12 protein-coding genes are annotated in these 12993 nt (G+C 68.2%); 6 read left to right on the top strand and 6 right to left on the bottom strand.

The features are described 5' to 3' along the window. Positions 1-99: 99 nt before the first annotated feature. Positions 100-1116: a citrulline utilization hydrolase CtlX gene (ctlX, locus tag ACPTTC_RS30375; RefSeq protein WP_423395146.1), complete on the bottom strand. Its 1017-nt coding sequence runs from the start codon at positions 1114-1116 to the stop codon at positions 100-102. Between the two features lie 62 nt (positions 1117-1178). Further along, complete coding sequence (locus ACPTTC_RS30370) at positions 1179-2258, bottom strand: ornithine cyclodeaminase (protein ID WP_423395145.1); 1080 nt, start codon at positions 2256-2258, stop codon at positions 1179-1181. A gap of 440 nt (positions 2259-2698) precedes the next feature. Between ACPTTC_RS30370 and ACPTTC_RS30365 the strand changes: the two genes are divergently transcribed. After that, complete coding sequence (locus ACPTTC_RS30365; protein ID WP_006479718.1) at positions 2699-3130, top strand: Lrp/AsnC family transcriptional regulator; 432 nt, start codon at positions 2699-2701, stop codon at positions 3128-3130. A 372-nt stretch (positions 3131-3502) separates the two neighbouring features. Beyond that, positions 3503-4204 (top strand): methyltransferase family protein, encoded by a 702-nt coding sequence (locus ACPTTC_RS30360; protein WP_423395144.1) that lies wholly within the window; start codon positions 3503-3505, stop codon positions 4202-4204. A gap of 107 nt (positions 4205-4311) precedes the next feature. Here ACPTTC_RS30360 and ACPTTC_RS30355 read toward each other — a convergent pair whose 3' ends face one another. The 4 genes from ACPTTC_RS30355 to ACPTTC_RS30340 are packed head-to-tail and all read right to left on the bottom strand — an operon-like array spanning position 4312 to position 7924. Continuing rightward, the gene (locus ACPTTC_RS30355; protein ID WP_423395143.1) at positions 4312-4905 is read right to left on the bottom strand and encodes a peroxidase-related enzyme; all 594 of its coding nucleotides are present in this window, start codon (positions 4903-4905) and stop codon (positions 4312-4314) included. Next, on the bottom strand, positions 4902-5432 hold the full coding sequence (locus ACPTTC_RS30350; protein ID WP_423395142.1) for a CMD domain-containing protein: 531 nt from the start codon (positions 5430-5432) through the stop codon (positions 4902-4904). The genes ACPTTC_RS30355 and ACPTTC_RS30350 overlap by 4 nt, the downstream gene beginning before the upstream one ends. 45 nt (positions 5433-5477) lie before the next feature. Continuing rightward, positions 5478-6911, bottom strand: coding sequence for an NAD(P)-binding domain-containing protein (locus ACPTTC_RS30345; RefSeq protein WP_423395141.1), 1434 nt, complete (start codon positions 6909-6911; stop codon positions 5478-5480). Beyond that, entirely contained in the window at positions 6908-7924 is a 1017-nt protein-coding gene (locus ACPTTC_RS30340; RefSeq protein WP_423395140.1) for a LysR substrate-binding domain-containing protein, read from the bottom strand. Before ACPTTC_RS30340 ends, ACPTTC_RS30345 begins: the two co-directional genes overlap by 4 nt. A 355-nt stretch (positions 7925-8279) precedes the next feature. On the opposite strand from ACPTTC_RS30340, the gene ACPTTC_RS30335 reads away from it, so the two are divergent. The 4 genes from ACPTTC_RS30335 to ACPTTC_RS30320 are packed head-to-tail and all read left to right on the top strand — an operon-like array spanning position 8280 to position 12949. Further along, positions 8280-9473, top strand: a complete 1194-nt coding sequence (locus ACPTTC_RS30335) for an ABC transporter substrate-binding protein (protein ID WP_423395139.1) — start codon at positions 8280-8282, stop codon at positions 9471-9473. Positions 9474-9507: 34 nt separating this feature from the next. Next, positions 9508-11319 carry an ABC transporter permease gene (locus ACPTTC_RS30330; RefSeq protein WP_423395740.1) on the top strand — a complete coding sequence of 604 codons (1812 nt, stop codon included), beginning with the start codon at positions 9508-9510 and terminating at the stop codon, positions 11317-11319. Positions 11320-11330: 11 nt separating this feature from the next. After that, the gene (locus tag ACPTTC_RS30325; RefSeq protein ID WP_423395138.1) at positions 11331-12188 is read left to right on the top strand and encodes an ABC transporter ATP-binding protein; all 858 of its coding nucleotides are present in this window, start codon (positions 11331-11333) and stop codon (positions 12186-12188) included. Continuing rightward, positions 12185-12949, top strand: a complete 765-nt coding sequence (locus ACPTTC_RS30320) for an ABC transporter ATP-binding protein (protein WP_423395137.1) — start codon at positions 12185-12187, stop codon at positions 12947-12949. The genes ACPTTC_RS30325 and ACPTTC_RS30320 overlap by 4 nt, the downstream gene beginning before the upstream one ends. Positions 12950-12993 lie beyond the last annotated feature (44 nt).

Genomic DNA, 12993 nt, shown 5'->3' with positions numbered 1-12993 from the left:
CCGACACGGTGCGCGTGTTCGGCGGAACGCTGCCGGCCGGGTGAAGAAAATTACGGATGCTTCAGCCTCGTCCGCAGGACGAAGCATCCGGCGCACCAATCAGTGTGCGACGTGACTGCCGTTTCCTTCTGGCATGCGATGCGGTTCCACCGATTCGATTTCCGATGTATCCGGCGCGGCCGCCCGCCGCGCGAGATGAATCCCCGCGAGCATGCAGCGCACCGATCCGCCGGCCAGTTCGATCGTCGGCACGTCGAGCGGCAGCAGCCGCGCGGAGCGCTCGATCGCCGCACGCTGGTCAGGTGTGAGGCAATCGAACGCACGCCGCGACAGCGCAAGCACACGCCCGTTTCTTCCCGACAATTCCAGCGTATTGCCCGCGAAGTTCGCGATCTGCGACTGATCGAGCGCGATCACCGTGCGGCCCGTTTCGGTCAGCCGTTGCGCGATCTCGGCGCGACGCCGGCTGTCGGCGATCAGGTCGAGGCCGACCATCGCGAATTCGGTCGCGACGCTCATCATCACGTTCGTGTGATAGATCGGCCGCCCATCGGCATCGGCCGTATCGAAGCAGATCGGTTCGAAATTGAAATGCGTGCAGAAGCGTTCGAGCGCGACCGGATCGGCGCGGCGCGAACGCGCGGTGTATGCGATCCGCGCGACGTGGTCGAGCACCATCGCGCCGGTGCCTTCGAGGAACACGTCGTCGTATTCGAGGCCTGAGTAGTCGATCACGTCCTGCACGCGGTACTCGGCCTTCAGCATCTCGATCACGTCCGCGCGCCGTTCGCGGCGGCGGTTCGGGCTGTGCATCGGATACAGCGCGACGTGGCCGCCCGGATGCGTCGAGAACCAGTTGTTCGGGAACACGGAGTCGGGCGTGTCGCGCTCGCCATGGTCGTCGAACACGTGCACGCGCACGCCTGCATCGGCGAGCGTCTGCGCGGCGGCCGTGACTTCGTCGCGTGCGGCGGCGGACACCGACGACGTGTCGGTCGAGCCGCCTTCGGCCGTGCGCTGGAACGCGTTGTCGGCCGCCGTCTGCGGGTTCGGCAGGAAACGGTGCGGCCGGATCATCACGACGGCGGCCGGCGCCTGGATCGATACGAGATTCATGGAAGGCGGGAGCGAAAGGCAACGGGCCGGGCGGCTTGGTACACGCCGCCCGGGTATGACGGTCAGCGCGCGAATGTGGCGACGGCTTCGGTCATGTACGCCGCGTGACCCTGCGCGATCGCGGCCGGGTCGTCGATCAGCGCGAACAGGTTCTTCGGGTCGACGGCGGGCGGAATCAATGCGATCTCGACGCCCGCGTTGTGCCGCTGCGCGAGTGCATACAGGTAGCGCAGCGCCGAGTAATCCTCGAGCGCGAAGCCGACCGAGTCGAACACCGTGACTTCGTCCGCGCGTTCGCGGCCGGTCGTCTCGCGTTGCAGCACGCGCCACAGCTCGGTCACGGGGAAGTCGGCCGGCATCTGCTGGATCTCGCCCTCGATGCGCGACTGCGGCTCGAATTCGACGAACACGCGGCCCGCATGCAGCACGCCCGCTTCGAGCTCGGTCTTGCCGGGGCAATCGCCGCCCACGGCGTTCAGGTGCATGCCGGGCTCGATCATGTCGGTGGTGACGATCGTCGCGTACGCTTTGTCGGCGGTGACGGTCGTCACGATGTCGGCGCCGCGCACGGCGTCGGCGGTCGACGCGGCGCGCACGACGCGCAGCGCCGGGTACGCGGCGATGTTTTGCACGAGCTTGTCGGTCGCGCGCGGATCGACGTCGAACACACGGATTTCGTCGATGCCGAGCAGCGTGTGGAATGCGATCGCCTGGAATTCGCTCTGCGCGCCGTTGCCGATCAGCGCCATCGTGCGCGAGTCGGGCCGTGCGAGTACCTGCGCGGCGAGCACCGACGTGGCGGCCGTGCGCAGCGCGGTGGTCAGCGTGAGTTCGGCGAGCAGCAGCGGGTAGCCGGTATCGACTTCGGCGAGCGCGCCGAACGCCATCACCGTGTGCATCCCGCGCGCGGCGTTGACAGGGTGGCCGTTCACATACTTGAACGCGAACAGCGATGCGTTCGCGACGGGCATCAGTTCGATCACGCCGTCGCGCGAGTGGCACGCGACGCGCGGTGACTTGTCGAAGTCGGCCCACTGGAGGTAGTCGGCGTGCAGTGTGTCGACGAGTTCGCGGAGGAACGTCGTGACGCCGGTCCTGGCGATCAGTCGGGCGGTGGCGGGAACGTCGAGGAAGCGGGTCATCAGTGTGTCTCCTGTCGACCCGAGTTAGCGCTTTAGCGCTTACTCGGGTCCCATGCCTTGTGCGGTCGACCCGAGTTAGCGCTTACTCGGGTCCCATGCCTTGTGCGGTCGAGCCGAACTGGCGCTTGAGCGCCTACTCGAGTCCCATGCTTCAAATACTCAGTGCCGGTCCAAGTGCCCCTGGCATTCCGGTCGACCGGGCGGTGCATCGGCGCGCGTCGCGGCTTCGCGGAAAACGGCGGCGCGGCATGTCCCGCCGGTCGATAGCGTCATTATTTCCGTGAGTCGAGCCAACAAAAAGGCGGCAAAAGTGGCAGATTTATCGATAGACTAGTCAAAATGCCGGCCATATTTGTCAATTTGATCAATTCCCGCTGGTCGGAACGCGCAGCCTCCGGCACGCTGGCAGCCGGTTTGCGTTCAACAAGGAAGCGCCACACATGATCACGCTCGACGACGTCGACCGGCAGCTCATCGCGCTGCTGCGCGACAACGCGCGACTGCCTGTCGTCGCGCTGGCGAAGGAATTGCGCGTCGCGCGCGCGACCGTGCAGAACCGGCTGACGCGGCTGGAGAAGAACGGCGTGATCGTCGGCTATACGGTGCGGCTCAAACCCGCGGCGGAACGGCACCGGATCCGCGCGCTGATGTCGATCGCCGTGCAGGGCAATCGCGGCGCGGAAGTGGTGAAGGTGCTGCGCGGGCATCCGAACGTCGCGTCGATCCACAGCACCAACGGGCGCTGGGATCTCGTCGCCGAGCTGCATGCCGATTCGCTCGAGCACTTCGATCGGGTGCTCGGCGCGATCCGGCTGATCGACGGGATCGCGAATACCGAGACGAGTATTTTGCTGTCGACGCACAAGGCGTGACGCGGGTATCCCGGCGAGGCCGCGGCGGCCTTACAAACGGGTATGCCGATGCGAAGTTCGCGGGGCCGGGCGTCGTTTCCGTTGCGATCGCAGCCATGGCATACATGGCGTTTACCCGGGCCCAATCCCGTCGGAATGCAAGCCGGTCAACTTACGGAGAACGGGAATCGTTTCATCCGCCCGGGGCATGGAATGCGCGGCGTACCGTCCGGCAACCGGGATATTCAACCCTTCCGGTTTTCCACTTGGCTAGTTTCTCGGGAATTACACTAATCGGCGTCACAAAGTCAAAACTTTGGCCCGCTTCGACAGGTTTGACATGCTAATCTGAAACGGAAAAAAATAACCGCAATAAATGACGGGGTTAGCAAGATGACACAGGCCACACAGGACGCAGGGGGGCGGGGAGAGTGTGCGCAAGGCGCCCTGATGCCGCATGCTGCGGGTGCGGATGGGGTGTCGGAGCCAATCAATCTGGTCGAACTTGGCGCTCGCGTGTGTTCGGTGACCGTGCTGGGCGTATTTGCCTATCTGACTTATATACCTTGGCGCCAGAATCCAGGCCGGATCACGCTGATCCTGCTGTTCGCCTCCGCGGCATTGACCGTTGGCTTGTCGGCATTCGCGAAATTGCCGAAACGGCGCGACTGGCATCCGGTCGCGGTGTTCTTTTCCCTCGGCGGCTCGTTCTACTGCCTCGCCTATCAACTGGACGCCAGTACCCAACTGATTCCTGAGTGGGCCGGCGGAACCTTGCAGTTTTGCGGGATTGCGTGCCAGCTGTTCGCGAAGCTGTCACTGGGGCGCTCGTTCGGTCTGCTGCCCGCCAATCGCGGGGTCGTTTCGGTCGGCGCGTACCGGTTCGTGCGTCACCCGATCTATGCCGCCTACTTGTTGTCCGAAATCGGTTTCGTGCTCGCCAACTACAGCCCACGAAACGTGTTCATGATCACCAGCTGGATGCTGCTGCAGATCGGGCGGATCAGTCTGGAAGAAAGAGTGTTGTCGGAAGATGCGGATTATCGCGCGTACAAGGAGAAGGTGCGGTACCGGCTGATTCCGGGCGTGTTTTGACGCGAAGGCCGGGCGCTCGCCATGCGCGTCGCCGATGCGCACATGGGCGCGGCGTGCCGCGCCGCGATCGGGGCGATCCGGAGTAAAGGTACAGGTACCGCCACTGGTCAGGCGCTGTCCGCCGGCTCCGGAAACACGGGCTCGCCCAGCGTCAGCATCAACCGGTTCGCCCACGCGAAGATCGCGACCGCGTGCGACAGGTCGAGAATCTCCTCATGCGTCAACCCTTCGGTTTCCAGCGCTGCGATATCGCTCGCATCGACCGTATCGGGCCGCTCCGTCAGCGCGATCGCATAGCGTACGATCGCGCGTTCGCGCGCCGTCGTGCCGGCCGTCGCCGGATCGTCGAACACCTGCTCGATCGCGTCGGTGCGTTTCGCGAGCTGGGTGAAGCGCTGAGCATGCACGGACGCGCAGTACACGCAGCCGTTCACGCGCGACACGGCCGTGCTCGCCAGCTCGTGCTCCGCGCGCGACAGCCCGCCGGGGCCGTACATGATCGCGTTGAATACGCCGGAACGCTGCCGCAGGATCTCGGGAAGATGGACGAGCAGCAGGTAATAGTCGGACGTCTTCGCTTGCGGGTGGCTCGCTTCGAGCACGGCGAGCTGATCGGGCGTCGCGGCATCGAGCGAAACGGTGTCGAGCCAGGCACGCCAGCCGAGCGTGTCGGACGTGAAGCCGTGCGTGGCCGTCGTCATGCGGCCTCCCTGGTGACGTGTGCCTGAAGCGCTCGCGCGGCAACGGCAACCCGCAACTGATACGCGACGAACGCCACGAGCTGCGACAGCGCGACGATCGCGGGCGTCGTGAGTCCGGCCGATTTCAGCGCGTCGAGGTCGGACGGGCGCGCATCGACGGGGGCGCGCGTCAGCAGGCGCGCATGCGCAAGGATCGCGCCGATGCGGCGGGGCAATGTGTCGAATGCATCGGCGTCTGCGCGTGCGATATCGTCGGGCGTGCCGCCTGCGTCGATCAGTCGTGCGCGATAAGTGTCGGCCAATGCTCGCGCGTTCGATGTGTGTGCGACATACCGTGCCGCGTGCAGTCTTTCGATCAATGCAAGATCGGGCAACGCGGGATCGAACAGCGCAGCTTCGCTCAGCCGCGTATGAAGCAGCACCTTGTCGCGCGCGTGGCGCAGCGCGGCGACCGCGTCGCCGGCGCGCAGGCCGGCGATCGCGTCGATCGTGTCCGGCGCGGCGGCCGGCGAGATGGATTCAGTCATCGTTTCGGGTTCCCTTCGTCGTCAATGTGATCGATGGACGCGCGCTCACGCGTCGGTGTCGCGCCATTCGTCGCCTTGCAGTTCTGCGTTCGCGTACGCGACGAGCGCGTCGTAGTGACGATCGCGGTCCGCGTCGAACAGGCGGCTCGCAATCCCGCGCGCGAGCCGCCTGGCGCCCGCGCTGATGGCCGGGATATCGCCGGACAGCTTGCCGTGGCTCAGGCTCGCCGCATGGTTGAAGCAGTGGATCCGCGTGATGGCTGCGCATGCGCCGGGCTCGCGCTCCTGGAACGCGAACGCGGGGCCGAGATCGGGCGACTCGGCGAGCTCGTCGAGCCACATGCCCGGCTCCGGTCGATAGCGATCCTTCCAGCGCCGAACCTGCGCGCCGAACGACGCGAATTCCGCGCGCGTCGTCCAGTCCGAATGAAAGCCGGTCGCGAAGATCAGGAAGTCGACCGTGTAGTGTCCGCGCGGCGTCGTCACGTCGAGCCCGTCCGCGTGTTCCGCGAGCGTCTCGATCGGGCTGCCCGCATGAAAATGCGCATGCGCGTGACGCGACACGCGCAGCACGCTGTCGCGCGGCGGCGGCGTCTGCGACGTCAGCGCGTAGTGCATGAAGCGCCACTTCGTCGCGTCGTCGAGATCGGCGTAACCGTGCACGAGTCCCGGGCTGCCGATGCCCGTCAGCTTGTTGATGCGCGGAATGTCCGTGCGGCGAAAGAACAGGTCGACGCGCGCGGCGCCGGCCTCGAGCGCGGTGCCCGCATTGTCGAACGCGGATGCGCCCGCACCGACCACGCCGATGCGCTTGCCCGCGAGCGCCGCGAAATCGATCGGCTCGGACGAATGGGCCCAGCGTGTGCGCGGCGCGCGTTGTGCGACGGGCGGTACGTACGGTCCGCCGAGCCCGTCACGGCCGGTGGCGAGTACCACGTGCCGCGCCAGCAGTGTTTGGGCTTCGCCGTTGCCGTGCACGTCGAGCGCGAGCAGGCCGTCGTCGCGCGGGCGCAGCGCGACGAGCGTGGTGTCGTTGCGCACCTGCAGGCCGAGCACGCGCCGGTACCAGCGCAGGTAGTCCATCCATTGCGTGCGGGGAATCTTGTAGAGCGCGTCCCACGCGTCGCGGCCGTATTGCGCTTCGAACCAGGCACGGAACGTCAGCGCGGGCAGCCCGAGCGCGGGGCCCGCGAGCTGCTTCGGCGAGCGCAGCGTGTCCATCCGCGCGAACGTGACCCACGGGCCTTCGTAGCCGGCCGGGGCGCGGTCGATCACGCACTGGTTGTCGATGCCGAGCAGGCGCAGTTCGGCGGAGGCCGCGAGCCCGGCCATGCCGCCGCCGCCGATCGCGACGTCGAGCACGCGTGTGCCGTCGGCCTCGCGCGGCGGCACCCACGACGGCGCGGGCAGGTCTAGCCAGCGCAGGTCCTGCGCGAGCCGGGCTTCGAGCGCGTGGAGTGCGTCGGGCTGTGTCGTCATGCGGCCTCCGGGCGGGTACGGCGTGCACGCGTCGTGCGGGTTGCGCCGCGCGGCGCGCGCTCGGCACGCAGCCGGTCACCGCGCAGCAACGCATCGTGCGCGGCGGCGTCGTGAAAGATCACGTCGTCGAGCAGCGCGCGCGTCGTACGGTGCAGTGCGTCGAGCAGCGCATCGACGGCGGACGTGCGGGCCTTGCCGGCCGGCGTCGCGACACCGAACGCGAACGGGATGTCGACGTCGAGCGGGCGTGCGACGACGCCGTCCACCGGTAGCGCCACACCCGTCGCCGGATCGACGATGCCGATCCCGATGCCCGCACGCGCGGCCATCACCGCATTCAGCGACGCGTTGGTTTCGAGGAATACGCGTGCGTCGACCCGCGCGGCCGCGAATGCCGCATCGATCCGCTGGCGCAACCGGTGCCGGTTCGCGACCGTCACGATGCGGCGGCGCGCGAGATCGCGCAGCGCGATGCGTGGCTGCGCCGCGAGCGGATCGCCGGCAGGCAGCACGGCAACGCACGGCGTCTGCGCGATCCAGTGCACGTCGAGCCCCGCGTGCGCCATCGGCAGCGTGACGACGCCGACATCGGCCGTGCCGGCCAGTACCTCGTGCACGACATGCTCGGCCGATTCGCTGCGCAACTGGTAGTGGGGCGCCTGCGCGCCGTCGGGCAGCGCGGCGAGCGCGGCCGGCACGAGCGTGGCCGCGAGCGAAGGCGTTGCCGCGATGCGTACGGGTTCGGCGGTTTCATCGCCGAGCGCCCGTGCGCGCGCCTCGATCGCGCGCAGGCCGACCAGCGAGCGTTCGACTTCCTCGTAGAGCAGGAACGCGCGCCGCGTCGGCGTGACGCGCGGGCCGTGCCGGTCGAACAGCGCGTAGCCGAGATCGGCTTCGAGCTCCTGGATCTGCCGCGTGACGGCCGGCTGCGAACGGCCGAGCAGTTCGCCCGCGCCGGTCACGCTGCCGGCCGACATGACCGCGGAAAAGGCTTCGAGTTGATGCAGCTCCATGACACCTTCCGATGATGCGATTTGCGCATTGTAGGAGTGTGAGCATGCGTGATTCATATAATGATTCTTGCTATCGACAGCGCGAAAACTGCGAAAGGCCCGATCGTTGCGATGGCCGGTGGTGCGTGCGCGTGCGTCGCCTGCGACGGGTGACGAGAACGAAACGCCAATCGAATCAACGTGATGCGATGCATGCCGACGCGTCGGGCGATGCAGGGCATGCAGGCGGGCGTTTGCGAGCCCCCACCCGTTCGCGCCGCGCACGATATCGATATGCGCAAAACTTCGTTGGATCGTCCTGAACCGGATGGTTACATGCCCTCACTCTTTTCGACTGACTGAAGCTGGGGGACGCATGAACGTTTCGGGGAACGACGCGCGCGGTGCATGGCGGCGCGTGCTGGGCACGGTGGCGGCGCTCGCTGCCGCATGGGGCTTGTCGACGGGCGGCGCGCTCGCGGCGGGCGTGTCGGGCGAGCCGGTGGTGATCGGCGTGAGCGGGCCGCTCACGGGCCAGGACGCGCAGTACGGCGAACAATGGAAGCGCGGCTTCGATCTCGCGCTCGACGAGATCAACGGCAGCGGCGGCATTCACGGCCGGCCGCTCGCAGTCGACTTCCAGGACAGCCGCAGCGACCCGCGCCAGGCCGTGGCGATCGCGCAGAAGTTCGTTGCCGATCCGCGCATCGCGATCGAGCTGGGCGACTTCTCCAGCGCGACGTCGATGGCCGCGTCGCCGATCTACCAGCGCGGGCAGCTGATCCAGTTCGGCTTCACGAACTCGCATCCGGATTTCACGAAGGGCGGCGACTATCTGTGGAGCACCGCGCTGAGCCAGGCCGAGGAGCAGCCGCTGCTCGCGCGCTACGCGGTGAAGGAACTCGGCTTCAAGCGGATCGCGGTGCTATACCTGAACACCGACTGGGGCCGTACCAGCAAGGACATTTTCGCGAAGGCGGTGGCCGGGCTCGGCGCGCAGGTCGTCGCGGCCGAAGGCTATCAGCCGACGGAGAAGGATTTCCGCTCGACGCTCGTGCGGATCGGCGCATCGAAGCCCGATTCGATCGTGCTGATCTCGTACTACGCGGACGGCGCGCAGATCGTGCGGCAGGCGCGCACGTCCGGCGTCACGCTGCCGATCGCGGCAGTCGGCTCCGTGTATTCGCCGAAGTTCCTCGAGCTGGGCGGCGCGGCCGTCGACGGCGTCTATACGGAATCGAACTTCTTCCCGGCCGAGCCGCGCCCCGAGGTGCAGGCGTTCGTGCAGCGCTATCGCGCGAAATTCCACGCCGATCCCGATTCGTTCGTTGCGCGCGCATACGACGCGCTGATCCTGTCGGCCGAGGTGCTGCGCCGCTACGGGACGACGCGCCAGGCCGCGCACGACGGCTTCGCGAAAATCAGCGACGTGCCGAGCGTGATCTTCGGCAAGGTGCGCTTCGATCCGCAGACGCGCCGCGTCGCGGGCGCACGCACCGTCTATCTCGTCGTGAAGCAGGGGCAGTGGGCGCTGTGGGACGGCGCGAAACCGCAGCTCGTCGCACGCTGAACCTGAACCGAATGCACGTGACGGACGCATCGTGATGGCTTCCTGGCTCGACTACACGCTCAACGGCCTCATCGTCGGCAACATCTACGCGCTGCTCGCGGTCGGGCTCGCGCTGATCTTCGGCGTGTCGCACCTGATCAACTTCGCGCACGGCTCGGTCTACATGGCCGGCGCGTTCATCGGCTGGCTGTGCCTGACGCGCTTCGGGCTGCCGCTGCCGGTCGCGCTCGCCGCGGTCGTGGTCGGCTGCGGCGCGCTCGGCGTCGCGATCGAGCGGATCGGGCTGCGGCCGCTGCGCCACGCGGCGCGCATCGCACCGCTGCTCGCGACGATCGGCATCAGTTTCATCCTCGACCAGCTCGCGCAGCTCGCGTTCGGCGCGGACCCGCGCGCGGTGCCGACGCCGCTGCCGGACTGGCATCTGCGGATCGCCGGCGCGACGCTGGGCTCGCTCGACCTGCTGATCGCGGGCATCGGCATCGCGGCGGCCGCGCTGCTGTACGGCTTCCTGCGCTTCACGCGGCTCGGCTGGGCCGTGCGTGCGACCGCGCAGGATCGCGACGCGGCGCTGCAGATGGGGGTCGACGTCGACCGCGTGAACCAGGCCGTGTTCGCGATTGCGTGCGCGCTCGGCGGCGTGAGCGGGCTGCTGGTCGGCATGTACTACAACAGCATCGATCCGGCGATGGGCTTCCAGGCGACGCTGAAGGGCGTGGTCGCACTGCTGATCGGCGGGCTCGGCAACGTGCCGGGCGCGATCGCGGGCAGCCTGCTGCTCGGCCTCGTCGAAAGCTACGGCGTCGCGCTGTTCGGCACGAGCTATCGCGACCTGTTCGCGTTCGGGCTGCTGATCGTGTTCCTCGTGTGGCGGCCGAACGGCTTGTTCAGCGCGAACCGCGCGCTGCCCGCCGAGCCGATGACCGGCACCTTCCTCGCGGCCGCGAAGGCCGTGCGCGTGCCGCGCCCGGTACTTGTCGTGCTGGTTGCACTGGCGGTCGTGCTGCCGTGGCTCGGCGCGTCGCCGTACGTGCTGCAGACGCTGACCAACGCGTGGCTGTACGGCTTGCTCGCGCTGAGCCTCACGCTCGTCGCGGGCACGGTCGGGCAGATCTCGCTCGGTCACGCGGCGCTGCTCGTGATCGGCGCGTATGCGTCGGCGCTGCTGTCGTCGGATCTCGGCTGGTCGCCGGCCGTGACGATCCCGTGCGCGGGCGTCATCACGGCCGTGCTCGGCACGCTGCTCGTCTATCCGGCATTCCGGCTGCGCGGGCACTACGTGTCGATCGCGACGCTCGGCATCGGCGAAGTGGTGAGCCTCGTGATCCTGAACTGGGACGGCCTCACGCGCGGCCCGCTCGGCATCGCCGGCATCGCACCGCTGCCGTGGGCGACGACCGCGCGTGCCGCGTACTGGTTCACGTTCGCGGTGCTCGTCGGGTTCGCGCTCGTGCAGGCGCGGCTGCTGCGCTCGCATCTCGGCCGCACGCTGCGCGCGGTGCGCGAGGACGACGTCGCCGCGCGTGCGCACGGTATCGCGCCGAACCGCTACAAGGCGATCGCGTTCGCGGTCGGCGGCGTCGCGGCTGGCGTGAGCGGCGGGATCGCCGCGCATCTGTACAGCTACATCAATCACCAGACCTTCGATTCGCAGGTGTCGATCCTCGCGCTGACGATGGTGATCCTCGGCGGGCTCGGCAACGTGCTCGGCGGCATCGCCGGCGCGATCGCGCTGATCGGGCTGCCCGAGCTGTTCCGCTGGGCGGCCGACTACCGGATGCTGATCTACGGCCTCGTGCTGCTGCTGCTCGTCCGGTTCCGGCCGCAGGGCCTGCTCGGCACGGTGTAAGGAGGAACACGATGACCCCCCATCGACCCCTGCTCGACGTGCAGGGCCTGACGCGCCGCTTCGACGGCGTGACCGCGCTCGACGGCGCTAGCCTGTCACTCGCCGACGGCGAACTGCTGAGCGTGATCGGGCCGAACGGCGCGGGCAAGTCGACGCTGTTCAACCTGATCGCGGGCGCCGACCGGCCCGATGCCGGCCGCGTGACGTTCGACGGCCGCGACATCACGGGCACGGCGCCCGAACGCCTGGCGGCGCTCGGCATCGCGCGCACGTTCCAGCACGGCCGTGTGTTCGGCAACCTGAGCGTGCTCGACAACGTGCTGATCGGCGCGCATGCGCGGCTGCGCGCGGCGCGGCCGGGCTGGCCCGCGCTCGGCGCGGCGGCCGAGGTGCTGCGCGCGCTCGTGCGGCCTGCGGCCGTGCGACGCGAGGAAGCCGCGCTGCGCGACGAGGCGCGCGCGATCGTCGCCGGGTTCGGCGAGCGGCTCACGCCGCGCATCGATCATCCGGCGCACAGCCTGTCGTATGCGAACCGGCGGCGCGTGGAGATCGGCCGCGCGCTCGCGCTGCATCCGCGCCTGCTGCTGCTCGACGAACCGACGGCCGGGATGAACGAGACGGAGACGGCCGAGATGCTGCAACTGATCCAGTCGCTGAAGGCGCGCGGCCTGACGATCCTGCTGATCGAGCACAAGCTCGAACTCGTGATGCGCGTGTCCGACCGCGTGATGGTGCTCGACAACGGCGTGAAGATCGCCGAAGGCGCGCCGCGCGACGTGCGGCACGATCCGCGCGTGATCGAGGCGTACCTCGGCCGCCGCCATGCGGGCGGTGCGCCGGCCGACCGCGCGGCACAGGCGGCCGCATGACCGCACTTTCTTCAGGGCCCCACACGACCATGACCGACGCGCTGCTGAAACTCGAACACCTCGACACGTTCTACGGGCCGGTGCAGGTGCATTTCGACGTGAACTTCGAGGTCGGGCGCGGGCAGATCGTCAGCTTGCTCGGCGGCAACGCGAGCGGCAAGTCGACGACGATGAAACTGATTCTCGGGTTGATGCGGCCGCGCCGCGGCGTCGTGCGTTTCGACGGCGACGACGTCACGGCGCTCGCGACGCCGCAGCGCGTGCGGCGCGGGATCGCGGCCGTGCCCGAGGCGCGGCGGCTGTTCGGCGACATGAGCGTGCGCGAGAACCTGCTGATGGGCGCGTACACGCGCGGCGACCGCACGGCGGTGGCGGAAGACTACGAACGCGTGCTCGACCTGTTTCCGCGGGTGCGCGAGCGGCTGACGCAGCGAGCGGGCACGCTGTCGGGCGGCGAGCAGCAGATGCTCGCGATGGCGCGGGCGCTGATGGCGCGACCGAAGCTGATCTGCATGGACGAGCCGACGATGGGGCTGTCGCCGCTGTACGTCGACAAGGTGCTCGAACTGATCGATGCGATCAACCGGCAGGGCGTGACCGTGTTCATGGTCGAGCAGAACGCGAGCCTCGCGCTGGAGATCGCGCATTACGGGTACGTGTTGCAGACGGGGCGCGTCGTGCTCGAAGGGCCCGCGAAGACGCTGCTCGACGACGAGCGCGTGCGCGATGCGTATCTCGGCGGGGAGGCCGTAGGGGCGTAGTGGGTGTGACGTTTCCTATATTCGGCGTAAATTGACGTTCTCCT

Origin of the sequence: Burkholderia mycopellens (genome assembly GCF_964265025.1) — a bacterium.
Taxonomy (GTDB): Bacteria; Pseudomonadota; Gammaproteobacteria; order Burkholderiales; family Burkholderiaceae; genus Burkholderia.
This window is presented reverse-complemented; position numbering and strand designations above follow the sequence as displayed.